Annotated in this window: 8 protein-coding genes; 3 read left to right on the forward strand and 5 right to left on the reverse strand. The window is 66.0% G+C overall.

The features are described from left to right. Positions 1 to 202: 202 nt before the first annotated feature. The 4 genes from KF833_12110 to KF833_12125 form a co-directional block, all read right to left on the reverse strand. Positions 203 to 2,080 (reverse strand): Ig-like domain-containing protein, encoded by a 1,878-nt coding sequence (locus KF833_12110; GenBank protein MBX3746040.1) that lies wholly within the window; start codon positions 2,078 to 2,080, stop codon positions 203 to 205. Between the two features lie 11 nt (positions 2,081 to 2,091). Next, positions 2,092 to 3,831, reverse strand: a complete 1,740-nt coding sequence (locus KF833_12115; protein ID MBX3746041.1) for an Ig-like domain-containing protein — start codon at positions 3,829 to 3,831, stop codon at positions 2,092 to 2,094. 245 nt (positions 3,832 to 4,076) lie between these two features. Then, positions 4,077 to 7,223: a hypothetical protein gene (locus KF833_12120; protein MBX3746042.1), complete on the reverse strand. Its 3,147-nt coding sequence runs from the start codon at positions 7,221 to 7,223 to the stop codon at positions 4,077 to 4,079. Between the two features lie 309 nt (positions 7,224 to 7,532). After that, the gene (locus KF833_12125) at positions 7,533 to 8,183 is read right to left on the reverse strand and encodes a sigma-70 family RNA polymerase sigma factor (protein MBX3746043.1); all 651 of its coding nucleotides are present in this window, start codon (positions 8,181 to 8,183) and stop codon (positions 7,533 to 7,535) included. Between the two features lie 91 nt (positions 8,184 to 8,274). Between KF833_12125 and KF833_12130 the strand changes: the two genes are divergently transcribed. From KF833_12130 to KF833_12140, 3 genes are all read left to right on the forward strand, one after another. Continuing rightward, on the forward strand, positions 8,275 to 9,549 hold the full coding sequence (locus KF833_12130) for a hypothetical protein (protein ID MBX3746044.1): 1,275 nt from the start codon (positions 8,275 to 8,277) through the stop codon (positions 9,547 to 9,549). Next, positions 9,546 to 12,227, forward strand: coding sequence for a carboxypeptidase regulatory-like domain-containing protein (locus KF833_12135; GenBank protein MBX3746045.1), 2,682 nt, complete (start codon positions 9,546 to 9,548; stop codon positions 12,225 to 12,227). The genes KF833_12130 and KF833_12135 overlap by 4 nt, the downstream gene beginning before the upstream one ends. Before the next feature lie 209 nt (positions 12,228 to 12,436). After that, positions 12,437 to 13,732 carry a hypothetical protein gene (locus KF833_12140; GenBank protein ID MBX3746046.1) on the forward strand — a complete coding sequence of 432 codons (1,296 nt, stop codon included), beginning with the start codon at positions 12,437 to 12,439 and terminating at the stop codon, positions 13,730 to 13,732. Here the strand turns inward: KF833_12140 and KF833_12145 are convergent. Then, the gene (locus KF833_12145) at positions 13,671 to 15,296 is read right to left on the reverse strand and encodes a glycosyltransferase family 1 protein (GenBank protein MBX3746047.1); all 1,626 of its coding nucleotides are present in this window, start codon (positions 15,294 to 15,296) and stop codon (positions 13,671 to 13,673) included. The two genes, KF833_12140 and KF833_12145, sit on opposite strands and share 62 nt — an antisense overlap. Between the last annotated feature and the right edge of the window lie 80 nt (positions 15,297 to 15,376).

Consider the following 15,376-nt stretch of genomic DNA (forward strand, 5'->3'; position numbering starts at 1 on the left):
TTCAGGATCCCGTCCGGCGGCAGAGGGATCTCGGTGTTGGACGCGACGGTGAGCGCGCCGTCGGCACCGGTGCTGCCTGAATCGAATCCCTGCCCCGAAAGGCGGAGGACACCGGCCCATCCGACCACAGCGGCGATGAGGATGAGGAGCTTGTTTCTTATGTTCATGAATGGGGATGGAGTTGGAGTGAGGGAAGCACGTCTCAGCGAGGTTCCAGGCGCAGGAGGGGGCGCGCGATCGTCGTGTTCGGCGGGAGACCCCCCTTCTCGCCGGGGTGCGGCAGTACGAGTTCCACCCGCGGCAGAGCCATCACCGTGCTGCGTCCGAGGTCACCCGAATCGCCGAGGTGCGGCAGGACCAACTCCACCCGCGGCACGGCCGCCACCGTGCCGCGTCCCAGGCCACCCGAATCACCCCGTTCAGGTCGGACAAGCTCCACCGACGGCCGCGCCGCGGTCCCCATCGCCGGCCTTGACGCCGGGTCGAGAGGATCGCTGCCGGCGGTGACTTCCGCCTCGTCCCACCAACCATCGCCGTCGGTGTCCCTCAGGACAGGGCTGGTACCCAGCCAGAACTCGTCGATATCGCTGAGCCCGTCGGCATCCCGATCTTTCTCGCCGTCGTGAATCCCGGTGCTGCCGGTATCCGCCTGGGTGGGATCGAAGCCCAGCAGGATCTCGACTGCGTTGGGGATGCCGTCGCGGTCGAAGTCCTCCTCGCCATCGAGCAGGCCGTTTCCGTTGGTGTCGGCTTTGGTGGGATCCAGACCCATCGCAGGTTCGAGATGGTCCGGGACACCATCCTGGTCCAGGTCCTCTCCAGGGATGGCCCAGAACGAGGATCGAAACGCCTCACTCATGAAGTTGCCTGCCAGGTCGGCGAGTCCAGGTCCGATCTCGACGCGGTAGCGTCCGGGCGGAAGCGGATCCGCGAACGCGGCGGTCAACGTCATCGTCTCGTCCGTGTACTCGACCCGCGCGACGGGAACCTCGATGTCGTCGCCCGTCCCGAACACCCAGTCGGGTCCTGCCTCGCTCAAACGCACGGAGCCCGGGCCGACCGAGGCGGGATCGAGGCGCTCGCTCATCAGGGCGGTCAACGACGTGACCGAGCCCAGGATGGCCTGGTGAGCCGGATGGGAGCGTCGCACGCGCGGGGGGGTGCTGTCCGGACTCAATCGCACCTCGTACCCGGGTGACCAGGTGCTGTTCCCCCCGGTGTCGAGCGCCCGGACGCGCAACCGGAACTCGCTGCGGGAGGCACTGATCGCGGGAGTCGTGAAGCGGAACTCGAAGGGATAGCTGCCGTCGCTGAAGGCAAGTCCGCCATCAAGGTAGAACTCAACGGTCCGTACCTGCACATCGTCCGCGATGTCAGCCATCACGATCGCTTCGAAGTTTTCGTCCGCCACGGCCGGGTCGAGCGGGAAGGTGGCACGAAGCGCGATGCTCGGGGCCTGGCGGTGGGTGTCTGGCTGGAGGTAACTGACCACCTGGAGGCCCTGGCTGTCGGCCACATAAGCCAGTCCGTTGAAGAGCGAGACGGCCCGCGGCACTCCGGGTGTGCGAAACGACGTGATGAACCGCGTGACGTCGGTCGGGTTCGAGACGTCGTAGAGCGAGACCATCAGGCTCTGCGGTCCGGCGAAGCTGCTGATCATGACGAGCCATCCGGAGCCGTTCGCGGCCAGATCATGCACGGCCGCCTGGGTGCGTGGTGGGAGGCCGACGATGCGTGGCGCGGCCCGATCCCGAACATCGACGATGGTGTAACCCGTGAAGTAACCGACATAGGCGAATCCTCCGCCCACGAAGAGCTTCCTGCCGAACTCCAGGGGCGCGACATGGCCCGCCACACGAACCGCTCCCAATAACCCGTCGCTCGGTGTGTCCGCCCGGTAGAGGCGAAGCGATCGGCCGGTCAGGACCACGAGCGTGTCGCGCTCGATCGCGATGGCTTCCACCGTCTCGTTGCCGGTTCGCGCCTGCTCCAGGATCATGCCGGAGACGGCATCGATCACGTGCACGATTCCCCCGGCCCCGGCATAAATCCGGCTGCCAGCGACCGCGACCACGCGCACGTTGCCGAGGCTCAACCGAAGGGGTTCAGCAGGCAGCCTCGAATCGCCCCCATGCCTCCCCCCACCACGCACCGTCCACGGCCCCGTTGAGTGTTGTTCAGTCCGTTCGGTCCACCCGGGCATCCGCAACCGGAACCGCCACTGTGGCAGTCGTCGGGGGCCGGCGGACCTTCGGGACCGACGCCCTGGGAACCTGGCTGGACGCCATGCCAGCCGGGCTGCCGGATCCCAACCCCGGGTTCCGGCTCCAGGTATTCGCCATCCGTCGTGACGATCATGGGGCCCTGGATCTCCCATCGCCCGAGATCGTGATCGAAGCTCCAAAGCGCGCTGCGGGCACCCGGCGGCAACCGATCGCCGGTGGCCGGATCGGGCAGGTTCGGAAAGCGGACAGGAATAGGAACATCGAAGTTGCTCGGCCCGTCGGTCTGCACGGTGATCACAATGGGAAACGCGAGCCCGGGCGGAAGGGGTTCGGGCAGGCGGTCGGGGGGAACCGCGGCGATGCCGACGCGTCCCCCGCGCGTGCCGTCGTTGGCGAAGAGGGTATTGGCAGGAATCGTGATCGAAACCCCGGCCAGGGCGGGGTTGTTTTGCACAACGTGCTCCGGGAAGGTCACCACGGTGTCTTCCGTGGCACTGACCGCACGCAGCGCGTCGGAGGGGATCCACGGCAGGTAGATCTCCCCGGTGCCGCCGGCCAGGTTGTCGGTGTGACCCGCCAACGTCTCCCACGCCTTGCCCACCACCGGGTAATAGCCACCGTTTGGCCACTCACTGCCCACCGCGGTGCGCCCATCCACATGGACAAAGAACCGTCCGGCCGGAGCCGGATCGAGGGTGAATTTCCCCGTCGCGTCGGTGGTGGTCCGCAGCGATTCCTCCGCCCCGTCCACGGTGACGGTAACCCCTTGGAGCGGACGCACCGTGGCGGAGGCGCCGGGACCGACTCCAGGCACCGGTTCCGAGGCGAACACGCGACCGTGAATCGCGGTGCCCGGGATGGGGGTGGTGCTGAAGGTTCGAAATCGGAGGCGCGCCACCCCGCCCGGGACGCCGTCGCCATCGGCATCCACCTCCAAGCCCTGCTCGTCCAGCACGCCCGTGGCATCGAAGGTGACATGGACCTGCGCCGAGGCCGGGAGGTTCTCCAGGAAGAAGAGTGACGCCGTGCGCCGATCGGATGACAGTTCGACGCGCGACAACAGGCGACGCCCGAGCGCCTCGGCATGAAAGCGGTCGAGCGTCAGGATCGTGCCCGGTGACAGGGCCCCGGAGAACCGTAGAAGGCACTCCCGCGTCACCGACACTCCGTCTTCCCCATCCACCGGCGACGTTTCGACGAGGGTCGTCAATCCACCACCGACGAGGCGCAGACGGAAATACCGTCCGTGCCCCGAAGCGGGCAAGGCGACGACATGGCGGCCCCCGATCAGGCTCGGCGACCGGGAAGCCGGCTCCCATTGGGCACGGGATCCGAGTTCCGCCGACTCTTCCAGCACGACCCCGCCGGCATCGCCTGGCCAGGAAAGCCGGAGCGCGCTCGGAAGATCGAGTTCGACCGCGATACGGGGAATCTCGGCGGACACCGACGCGATCGAAACCAGCAGGAGCGCCGCCGCGGCAACCGTGGAGTGCGCGATCCCGTCAAACGCCGTCCGCCTGACCCGGTCCGCCGGGTGCGGGCTGTCCGACCGCGTGTGGCCAGCGAAGGCGTCCGTCGGGGTCCCGTGGGACCGGAGAAGGCGCACCCGCTCGGTTACTGCGGCAACCCGTTTCACCAACCCCTACTGAAAGAATCGCGGCAGCCGGTTACAAAAAAAGTGAAACGATCAAGCCAGCACACCCGACCTGACTGCGTGGCTGCGGCCAAGAACGAACAGCCGGGAATGGCTCGGACGTCCTGCTTGCACGGATGATGCGAACGGGCCGCACCATCGATCCGAATCCCGCCCGCGGCGGGGTTCACGGTTCGGATCCAGACCCACGCCGGGGATCAGGGGGGGGGGCGGGGCCGGAGGTGCAGGAGTTCGTCCAAACGGGCCTTCACGCGGACGATCTCGGCGACGCCGACGGTCCCATCCGTGCAACCCCAGCCCGCGCGGTTGCCGTCGCTGGAGAAAAGGAAGCTATCCCGAAGCAGGACGCTGTCGGAATCGATGGGCAGGTCCGGAGCTTTGCCCATGGTGGCGCGCAGCAGGACGAAACCCTGATTGTCCAGATGAGTGGCGTAGGCGTTTCCGCCGGGCCCCAGAGCGATGCAATCCCCGATGGCGGGGCCGGGGCTGCCATCCGAGAGGGCGACGAGGCGCGTACTGAGGGCAGGACGCCAACCGGGCACGGCGGCCCATTGGCCCAGGGGATCGACGCGGAGCACGTGCCAGACGTGTTCCCGTCCGAATTCGGTGCGCCATAGGGTCTTTGCGGTCTGGGTGTGGACGATGCGGAACCCATCGCTGGACCGGCCGGTCTCCTGGGTCAGCAGCACCAGGCGCTGGGTGGTGGGGTCCAGGGTCAGGGCTTTGGTCGAATAGGTGTCGTCGGTCTGTTGCAGGTCCGGAACGATCGGAAGGGTTCCGTCTGAATCGAGTCGGTACATCTCCCAGCGGCGAGGTTCGCCCTGCCGTTCGGGGAGTCGAACGCGCGCGAGAACAAGGATGCCGTCGGGGCGAAACGCGAGGCGACTGGAGTAGGCTCTGGCGGGAGGGAGAGTCCATTGGCGAGTTGCTCGGCCCGACTCGATGTCGAAGAGGGTGACGTCGGCGCTTCTGGCATAGGCCAGGCGGAGTCCGTCGGGATCGAGGGCAACGCCGCTGCCATCGGCGAAGTCGCCGGGTGGGACGTCGAAGAGGCGCAGCAAGCGTCCATCGGGGATGTCCCAGACCCCGATGCGCCATTCGTCCGAGAGGGCTGCGATGCGGTGGCCGCTGTGGGAGAAGTCCACATGGCGCACGGAGGCGGTGAGGCCGCGCAGTCGCTGGATGCCCCGGTGAGGTTCGATGGCCCAGAGGCAGACATCGGGAGCGGCATGTTCTCCTGTGGTTCCTGAAACCACGCGGGTTCCGTCAGGGCTGACGGCCAGCGCCCGGGTACGGCCGCTGTTCTCGAGGGTCCAGAGGAGGGGTTGCCCGGTGGCGATGTCCCAGTAGCGGACGCCCATTCGTCCGGCCGAGGCGAGGGTCGTCCGGTCCGGGAGGCAGGCGAGGGCCGTAACTTCCCATGTGGCTCCGCGGGCAAACGAGCGGGGCAGTCCGGAGGTCAGATCCCACACGACGATGCCGGTGCCGCGATGGCCGGCTGCCAGCAACCAGGGACGGCGTGGGGAAAAGGGCTGGGAATCGTGGGAAGGCGTCATCCAGGGGACACGGGCATCCTCGCCGAAGGCCAGGGCTTGAACCGGGCTTGGAGCCACGGCCGCCGGCAGGTGCCACACGATCTCGAAGGGATCGAGGCGCAGCACCAGGATCGAGCCCGAGTGTTGTCCCGCGGCCAACCATTGGGCGTCCGGGGAGAACGACAGTGCGGTGGCGGATTCGGGAAGGACACCCCGTTCGCGGCCGGTCCGGGTTTCCCACACGACCAGCCGGCTCCCTCCGGATCGGGAGAGGGAACCGGCTGCCAGGGCGCCATCCGGACTCAGCGCAAAGACCGGTCCGGTTTCGCTGACGGCGGCTTCTCCCGGCTGAAAGGGATAACGTCCCAGCCTCTCGCGTGAGATGGCGTTTCGCAGGACAAAGGACTGGTCTTCGATCCGGAGAAGGACGGGGTCCCCGGAATGGGTCCATGCGGGGCGTCCGTCACCGACGAGGGGCAGGGGGTGGCGGGTGGTGTCTTCCTGGAACAACCAGGCTGGTTCGTCGCCGTAGCCAGCCAGCAGGAGACGTCCGTCCGGCCCGAAGGCCGCCGAACTGACCGGGGTGCCGCGCCAGTGCGAGGTCAGGCTGGCGTCCATGCCCGACAGGGTGGCGATGGCCTGACGGAGGACGAGAGGATCGCCTCGCTGACGGGCGGCGGCCCGGGCGCTTTGCCAGTCGGTGGCGGACCAACCGGCGCGGCGGTCCTGAATTCGGGAGAGCTTGCGATTTTCGAGCTGGGCGAGGCGGGCGCGATCGGCTTCACGGGCGCGGCGGTACTCCATCAGCAGTCCGGCGAGGACCAGGACGAGGATTGGAACCAGGATGAGGGAGACCAGCCTGGCCCGACGATAGAGGGATTCGAATCGCCGGAGCCGGAGGACCGAGCGGTTGCCGAGGAGAAGTTCGAGATCTTCGCGCAGGCGGGTGGCGGTTTTGTAGCGCAGGCGCGGATGGGGTTCGCAGGCGCGGTCGCAGATGGCGCGGAGTTCGCTTCGATGCCGTCCGGCGCGGGAGTCTGCGGGTGGGTCAGGGTCCGGGGGATCTCTGGGGAAGTCTTCGACGGGGCGGCCGGTGGACATGCAGTAGAGGACCTTGCCGAGGGCGTAGAGATCGCCAGGGATTCCGTTGGCGCCATGGAGCGGCACGAACCCCGCGGTTCCCACGTGGGATCGAACCGAGGCATCGGCCATGGAGACCAGTCCGACGTCCGCCAGTTTCGGCTGGCCGTCGATGAAGACGATGTTGGACGGCTTGATGTCCCGGTGGAGGAGGCCGCCGGCATGGAGGCATTCCAACTCGCCGGCGAGCGAGGCTCCCCAGCGGAGACAGTCCTCCGGGGCGCACTGTCCACGGCGCCGCAGTTCCTCGCTCAGGGTCCAGGGGACGTATTCCGAAGCAAGTCGGGACGATTCCGTGAGCGGGTGCGCGGGCGGATTGGGGAGGGGCGCACGCGTTCGGGCATCGTCGGCCAGTTCCATCGAGTAGTGAAAGAAGCCATGGGCGACGTCCACGCCGACATTGCGGACGGCCATCAGGCCCCGTTCCCGCCGGGCAAGCTCTTCGTAGTCGCGAAGGCCGCGAAACTCTCTCTCGAAGGTCCCGTCCGGTCCGTACGCCATTCCATATACGATCTTGACGGCGGTCCATTTGCCCAGGGCATCGAGGGCGAGCCAGACTTCGCCAAAGCTACCCTGCCCGATGCGGCGGAGGAGGCGGTGGTTGGGTATGAACGGCGCGGCTTCGCTGGGGCGCGGCTCGCTGCGCCGTTCCGTGGGGGGTGGGTCCATGAGGGCGGTCGCGAGGATTCCGCGAACAGGAGGCGGGAGGCAACCCATGCGTGGCCGTTGGGTGGGGACCGGGACCGGGTGCGTGGGGCGTGCATCCCGGAGTAGTGGGGAGAGGTGCGAACTCCGCAATGCGGCGCTTCGGAGGGCCGAGTTCCACGAGGCCGCAGGGGTGTGGCGCGTCGTGTTGGGGACTCGCAGAGCTCGTCCCTCCGATTCGCTGCCTTCTCACCCACGACTCCGGGATGCACCGGTGCCTGGGTAGCCCCGACCTTTGGGGCTGCTTTGGCCAGGTCCGCGGAGGACTGCGGTTCAGGGATCGCAGCGACCGGCCCGGAGTCGGTTGAGTTCCCGGTTCAGAAGGGCCTGAACGCGGTGTTTGGCCACATAAACACTGGCGGCAGAAACGCGGGCATCGCGGAATTGCGCCACGGTGCTGGCCACATCATGGCCGTCCACCACGTGATGGAGGTAGAGCCTCAGGGTCATCGGGCGGACCCGCTGGGACACCCGCTCCAGGGCGACCCGGCGCAGGTTGCTCTCGAATTCGAGATCCCACGATGCATCCGGAGCCAGCGTGGCGGGATCTTCGGCGTCCGGCATGGAGGGGAGCTGGTCGTCGCGGACCAGGTGACGCCGCTCCCGCATCTGCCGGCGGTGGTGGTCCACGACCTTGTTGCGTGCCACCCGGAACAGCCAGGTCCGGAAGGAGCACCGGCCGGGCTCGTATTGGAATTCGGGAAGGCGTCGCGCCACGCCGATGACGACCTCCTGGACGAGGTCGTCGGCCTCGCCTTCGGAGAGCCCCTGCCGGCGGGCGAAGCGGAACAGCAGGGGGTGATAGGCTTCGAAGAACTCCTGCCAGCCGCGTTCCCACCCGGACGCATCCGCGGCGCTGCGCATCCGGGCGAGGAGACTCGGCCTGGTTGCGGCGCCATCCTCCGTTCGCGGGCCCGGTTTCATGCGTTGGTTCTATCGTACGGCAGGCGATTTTCTAGCGCGTGCAAGATTTCCGGGGGACTGGCGATGGAACGGGTGGTCACTACCGCAATGCATGAAGCTCCACGGAATCCAATGGCCCGCGCGCCTGGCAACGGTGGGATGGATGGTCGCCGGGTTGGCGGGGATGGGCGAGGCCCGGGCCGCGACGGTGCATCCCGGAAGCGACGGATCCGACGGTGTGCTGACGGTGACGCGTGACCTGGTGATCGACATGGATTCGCGTCCGGACGGGATCTATCGCTATGCCGCGGTGCATGTCCGGGAGGGCGCGATGGTGACGTTTCGGCCCAACGCGAGGAATACCCCGGTGGTCTGGCTGGTGCAGGGATCGTGCGTCATCGAGGGGATCGTGGACGTGTCGGGAACGGCAGGAATCGAGGGTGGCGGTGGACCCGGGGGACCGGGGGGATTTCGCGGCGGGAATGCCGGCGCCCGGGGTCTGGGGCCGGGAGGGGGCCCGGCAGGCGTCCTTCCCAACGGCGGGTGGGTGCCGGAGAGCAGTGGGGGCGCATTCGCCACCGTGGGGTTCCACGCAAGCCCCAATGGGGTACCGCCCGAACCGTACGGCTCCAAGTACCTGCTGCCGCTTGTGGGAGGATCGGGCGGTGGCGGGGCGGCGGAGTCGCAGACCCACACGGGTGTTTACACCGCCGGCGTGGCGGGTGGAGGGGGCGGAGGCGCATTCCTGATCGCCGCCGATCGGGTGCGGTTGACCGGGAGGATTGAAGCCCGGGGGGGGGCAGGCGAACTCTGGGATGGGATCTTTGGACACGGCAACCGGGTCGTAGGCGGTTCCGGATCCGGGGGCGCGGTGCGCATCGTTGCGAATCGGCTGGAAGGTAACGGGATCATCCATGCGGGCGGCGGCCCATCGACGACTGTGGGAGCCGGAGGCGCCGGCCGCGTGCGGATCGACTGCATCGACGATGCGTTTGGGGGAAGCCTGGGAGGGGTTGTGTCGCGTGGCTTTCAACCCGTGGTCTTTCCAGCCCCAGACGCGCTGGGAGTGTCGCTGCGAATCGCTCAGGTGGAGGAGATCGCGGTCGAAGAGACGGCTGGATCCGATCCGGGAAAGCCGGGAGTGATCCTGCCCTTTCTGTCGGAAGGAGGGCAACGCGTTACGGTTGAGTGCCGGGGTCTACCGCTGGGAACGGAAGTCCTGGTGACCGCAACGTCGGCGGTGACCGGCGAGCAAGTGACCGTGGCGGGTCGGAACGATCGCGGGACGGAAGATCGCAGCTACGCGGACATCAGGGTTCCACTACCGCCGGGGAGCGGATTGTTGTGGGCCAGGACGCGGCTGGTGACCCTGGGCGAGGGCGAATGAATGCCGGTCAACAGGCGGGATTGGAGGCCGTCATGGGAGGCGGAGGCGGGGAATTGCGGTCGGGAAATGCCGATCCATGGAACCCGGGTTCGCGGCGCCTGCGGTTGCGGGGCAGGGTCGTCGTCTGGCTGGCTTGGATCGCGTTGGCGGGTGTAGGGAATCTCCTCGTTTGGGAGGGCCGTGCGAAAGCGGCGAGCACCGATCCCGCCGTTGGCGTCGATGGAGATCCGAAGTCCGAACCAGCGTTGTCACCGATCGTCAGCGTTCTGCGGGTCGAGGCATTGTCACCAGCGCAGCCTGACGGCCTTCTCACGATTCCGGTGAGCTATCTTCGCATTGAAACTCCGGAGCCGGGAGCGGCCACCTCAAGAGTCCGGGAGGGGCCTGCTGTGGCGTATTTTCAGAACCTCGGGAGCGCGTCGGCCCCGCGACTCAAGGTGTACGGCTCGGTGCGGGACTCTGGGGGCTCTCCCATCGCGGAGGCCGAGGTCACAGCCCGGATCTTCAACTGGCGGCAGGGCACCCGTACTGACCTCCTGGGGCGCTATGAACTGCCCGAACTGGTCGGGGGCGTTTACGAGATGATCGCATCGGCGCCGGGAAGACGGTCGGAGCGCCGGGTGTTGGATCTCGGCCCGGCATCGGTGCGCCAGGACTTCCGACTGGACCCGGAGGTGGTGTTGCCGGCCACCGAGGTGAGACCCCCCGAGATGGCGCCAGCGGTGCCCGGCGGGACCGCGCCGACACGATCCACGGGGCGGCTGATGGTCTTCGACGGAGACCGTTGGAAGGTTCCGGGAGAAGGTCTGGAAGACCGGCCTGCTGCACCCCCGGGCCTGTCCACGAGTCTGCCCACGATTGTGATGACCCATGGTTGGATCATGTGCCTGGAAGCGCCGGGAGATGGATCGAAGGAAGGGGTCCAAGGCTGGCCGTTGAGCATGGCCCGTAGCCTGGCGGGAACCGGACTGGACGCCGGCAAGGTCAATCTCGTGGCGTGGGACTGGTACGAAGGCGCGCGAGCTTGTGATCTGAAAGTCCATTCAATGCCCTTGCCACCGACGAGTCGTGCCCCGGCGGAAGGAATGGCCCTTGGTCTCGCGCTGCGGAGCGCCTTGGGAAACGGGTACGCATCGCCGATTCAGTTCATCGGGCACAGCCTGGGAACTTTGGTAAACCGCCATGCCGCAGACCTGGTGCACGGTGATCTGAATCAGACTCTGGCGGACCCGGAGCCGCCATGGGCGCCGGGATTCACCCAGATGATGCTGTTCGATGACGCCGCGATCGCCAGCCTGGTCGATGGTGGAATCCTGCATCGCATCACCGAACGGAACGGGTTGTTGACGACCCTGCATCACCAACTTTGGCGCATGGCCCAGTGGGATCATCCGGTCCCCAGGGCATTCAACTTCCTGGACAACTACATCTCGCTGACCGGCCGCTATCATCCCGAGGGCGTGAACGTGATCCTGCAGCGAAAGGTTGTGCCTGCGCTGGCGGGCCTTGCCGGTGAGGGGACGGTGCAGTCTGTCCTTGAGGAACTGCACAAACTGCACACCGAACCGATGCGATGGTACCAGAATTCGTTTAACCACGCTCGACCCGTGGTGCCTGGCTGGGGACTCTCGGTGGCCCGCCATGCCCTGGACCCCGCCAGCGTTCAACCGCCCGCGTTCGATGACCGTGCGGGTGCCGTGGACCGGGGGCAGGTGTGGAGAGAGCCCTGTCTTGGCTCCGAGTACGATTTGGAACGACTGCCGCATTATCCCTTTTTGAATCAGCCCATGTTGAGCGTCTTGGATCGGGTCATCCCGGCCTCGAAGGATCCGACCCGGTTGCTCTCCTGCACGGCCATCGGAGCAGCGATCGATGGGGTGGGTGCGATGCTCGACCTGGCGGCGGGAGGGTTGAACTGGTTAGGTGAGCAGGCGATCGACGGCGGTGTCTGGCTCACCCACCGGGCCATCGTGGTGGGAGAGGCAATGATCGAACTCGTCGATGATGCAGGCACCGTGGCGAGCGGCGCATTGAATGCGATCGTGAACCTGCGAAGCCGTCTCCGACAGGTCTCACCGATGGACCTTGGGAATTACGCTGTAAAGATATCCTTGCGGAGCCGCGGCGGAGAGGGCATGCCGGTTCGCCATGCGGGTCTCGCGGGTGCTGCGCCGCCGGCCTGGGTTTGGCTTCCGGTGCGTATCCCGGCCGACGCGACATCGATGTCGTTTACATTCACCGCGGCCGGCGACGGCGGGGAAGACGACCTGGTGATGGGCATCGGGGAATCGCGACGATTTGCGCTGGGAACGCGGTTCATCAGTCGCGAGGAGACAGAGCAGAGCGGGTGGATCGACGTGACGGATGTGGCAGGCACCGAAGTGGAACTCTTCTTCGGAGTTGTGGGAGGCACTTCGAAAGACATCCAAGTCACCGTTGCCGATCTCGCGTTCCGGTCCTCGTTGATTCCAAGGCTGGAGTTCGGGTGGGGAGACGAGGGGCTGACACTCAGCTGGCCGGCATCCGACTTTCGATGGCAGTTGGAGACCACGTCAGTCCTGGAACAGGGCTTATGGGAACCGGTGGATGAGGTGCCGGGGCTATCCGGCGGACGTTACACGGTGCAGGTGCGGCACGAGGCGCCTGAACGATTCTACCGACTGCAGCGCCAGCCATGAAGGGCGGAACGTCGGAAGTCACACAGCCCAGGAGACTCCATGAGAATGAACCACGGTGGACTGTTGAACCTCCCATCGGACGGAACCGGCATGCGAAGCGCAGGAGGGGCTCCAGGAAAGGGTGACCCAACGGCTTGAGCGCCACGGTGCAACCGGCGTCCTGCGGTGTGACCTCTATTACCCCCTCAACGATCGAACGCTGCCAATCCATGAAAGACTTCTGGCTGACCCTTCTCACCCTCGTAGCCTTGCTCCATGGCGCATGGGCGCAACCGGCGGACTTGATCCGGTATGGACAGACGATTCAAGGCGGGATTGGAACCCTGGGCGAGAGCGATCGCTACTATTTCTCAGCAGAGGCGGGAGATCGCCTCCTGATTCCGATCCTTGCGGTCGGTGGCAATCTTGAACCCTTGGTGGTGCTGTATTCACCGGCAGGCCCACCCGGGCCTGGGGCGCGGCTCGCCCAGGCTGCAAGTCCCGGCCTCGGGTGGGATTCCAAGCTGATTGCCAGCGTCTCTGGCGAGTACACGATCGAGGTGCGGGACATGTCGAACCGGACAGGCCCGTACGCATTGTCGCTCTTCTGTCTAAACAAGGCGAACACAGCCGATGAAGGCCGCACGCAGATTGTGCCGGGAAGGTCCATTCGGGTTGACATTGCACCTGGTGACTATGACATGTTGGAGTTTGAGGGTGCCATCGGAGAAACCTTTGTGGCGGTCGCACTCAAGCTGAACCAGAGAGAGCCAGCGCCTGTATATTCCATTTATCGACCCGAAGGCGATCTGTTGCTGGCGGAGCCGTTCGAGACCGGCAACCGTTGGTTTGGTTGGGGCTATAATCGCGAAAGTGGCGGAGCCATCAGGATTGGTAAAACGGGAACACATCGGATTGTTTACGGCATGCGTAGTGTTGCGGCCCAGCACAGCGCCGGGTTCACTTTGTTGAAGCATCCCTGGCCGAACGTGGCAGATCCTGACGGGGGCGAACTGCTGCCGGGTGGCGTCAAGTCTGGCGAATTGGTCGGCGGGGATGTGGACAGCTTTTTCTTCTACGGCGCCGCCGGGGATGTGGTGGATTTGAGAATGCCGACCGCCGGAAGTTCCGCCCGGTATCCGGCCATGTGGATCCTGGATCCGCATGGCAGGTCGGTTGCGAACCCTACCGGCAGCGTGCAGGCATCGGTCGAGAATCTCCGGCTGTCGGCGACAGGGTACTATCTCGTCATCTGTTATAGCTGGCTGGCCTATTCTGCCAACTATGCGGTCGCGTTTAGCGGATCTATGAGCGCACCACCGATGAACCTGCATTTCACCCATCTGGGGGATACCCATCAGGTGTTCTGGCTTGATCGCGACGGATGGCAGTTGCAGCGGAGCGATTCGGACGGATCCGGTCCGTGGCATGCGGAGCCCCGCCAGACTTTGTCAATGGGCGGTTTCAGGACCTTGAATTTGCCCACAAGCATGGGGGCTCGATTCTACCGGCTGACACATCCGTGACGGGCTGATTGCAGTCAGGGGCTGCATTGGAGGCCGGTGGGCGGGGGAACGCATGGGCGCACCGTGCCGATCGGTGGCGAGGAACCGGCCGGGTGATTCCGTCGGGCGTGGAAGCAAGGCCGGCTTCGTGGCCCTCCGCTCCATCCGGGGTCCTGGCGGTGCAGGACCTCGCGACATCAGGATTGTGTTTCGCATCCAGTGCATCCAGGCGGGGAAACTGACGGAGGAATCCCTCGATCCCGGACGAGGCGAGGGAGTTGGGAGACGGCTGCGTCGAGCCGTCGCACATGATGCAACGGGCGTTGCAGTTCCAGGCGACGATACCGGTGAGATAGCGTGGCGGGGTAAGGCGCCCCTTGGGAATTCCGGGCGTCATGGCGCGGAATGAACGCATCCCCGGCTGCTGTTTCAGGGCCTTCTGGTAAAGGTCCTCGACCTTTTCCACAATTGCGTCCCAACCACGATGGCTGATTTCCCTTCGTGCCTGGACACGGATCCGGTTCAGGACGCCGGACTCCGCGGCCACTGTTGTGGCGATCCGGAGAAAGGCGGTTTCATCGCCATAGGGCACGGTCCAACCACTCTGGCCGGATTGGAGGAATTCATGGGCCGCACCATAGTCGAAGGCCACCACCCCCAGGCCGCTGGCCATGCCCTCGAGGGTGACATTGCCAAAGGTTTCGGTGAGACTGGGAAACAGGAGGAGATCCGCGGAGGCATAATGGGCTGAGAGATCGTGGCCAGACCGTTTCCCTGCGAAGACCGCCTCGGGACACCATTGGACCATGCGCCCACGGGCGGGCCCATCGCCCACGAGCACCAGCCGTGAGTCCGGACGCACGTTGCGGATGCTCTTGAATGTGGAGGCGAGCAATCCCAGGTTTTTTTCCAGGGCAAGCCGCCCAACCCCAATGACCACGAGCGTCTCGGGTCCGGCACCCCACTGCCTGCGAAGCTCATTGGAACGATGGCGGGGATGGAACCGGCCGGCATCCACGCCGCGGGCCACGACGGTCAGGGAGCGAAAGCCGGCGGCCTCCAATTGGAGGCGGAGGGCATGGGTGGGCACCATGGTTCCCAGGGTCTGGTTGTGGAAGGATCTGAGTCCGGCGAGAATGGCCTTCCCGAGCCAACCCACGCCGTAGTGGCGGCTGTAGGTGTGGAAGTTGGTTCGAAATTCCGACACGACAGGAATGGCCGCCCGTCTGGCGGTTCGCAAGGCCGACCATGCCAGGGGTCCGGGAGTGGCCAGGTGCACCACGTCGGGTCGGACGCGGGCCCATTCCGCGGTCAGGCGCCGTCCCGCCGGGAGGCCGAGCTGCAGCTCGGGGTAGCACGGGACAGGGAATCCCCGGGTGAGAATCTCGGTGAAGACGTCGTCTTGCAGGCGAGGCTCGCGGGCGGGTTGCCTTGGCCGGATCAATTGCACCTGATGACCTTTGGAGAGCAACTGCTCGATCAGACGCGACACCGTCACTGCCACCCCGTTGATTTCGGGGGGATAGGTTTCCGTGACAACACTGACCCGAAGGGGGTCGCCTCCGGAGGATCGCAGGACAGGCATGTTGGCGCAGGTGCGGGCAAGTTGAAGGCGTGATGCTTCCAGTCCATTTCGACGCGCGGGTGTCGGATGGACGATTTTTC

The sequence above is a fragment of the Verrucomicrobiia bacterium genome (genome assembly GCA_019634625.1).
Lineage (GTDB): Bacteria > Verrucomicrobiota > Verrucomicrobiia > Limisphaerales > CAIMTB01 > CAIMTB01.

What these genes read in the sequence shown, in the direction of transcription:
- KF833_12135 (MBX3746045.1), top strand. Translation starts at nt 9,546, where the DNA reads ATGAATGCCGGTCAACAGGCGGGATTGGAGGCCGTCATGGGAGGCGGA.
- KF833_12125 (MBX3746043.1), bottom strand. Translation starts at nt 8,183, where the DNA reads ATGAAACCGGGCCCGCGAACGGAGGATGGCGCCGCAACCAGGCCGAGT.
- KF833_12130 (MBX3746044.1), top strand. Translation starts at nt 8,275, where the DNA reads ATGAAGCTCCACGGAATCCAATGGCCCGCGCGCCTGGCAACGGTGGGA.
- KF833_12145 (MBX3746047.1), bottom strand. Translation starts at nt 15,296, where the DNA reads ATGCCTGTCCTGCGATCCTCCGGAGGCGACCCCCTTCGGGTCAGTGTT.
- KF833_12140 (MBX3746046.1), top strand. Translation starts at nt 12,437, where the DNA reads ATGAAAGACTTCTGGCTGACCCTTCTCACCCTCGTAGCCTTGCTCCAT.
- KF833_12120 (MBX3746042.1), bottom strand. Translation starts at nt 7,223, where the DNA reads ATGGACCCACCCCCCACGGAACGGCGCAGCGAGCCGCGCCCCAGCGAA.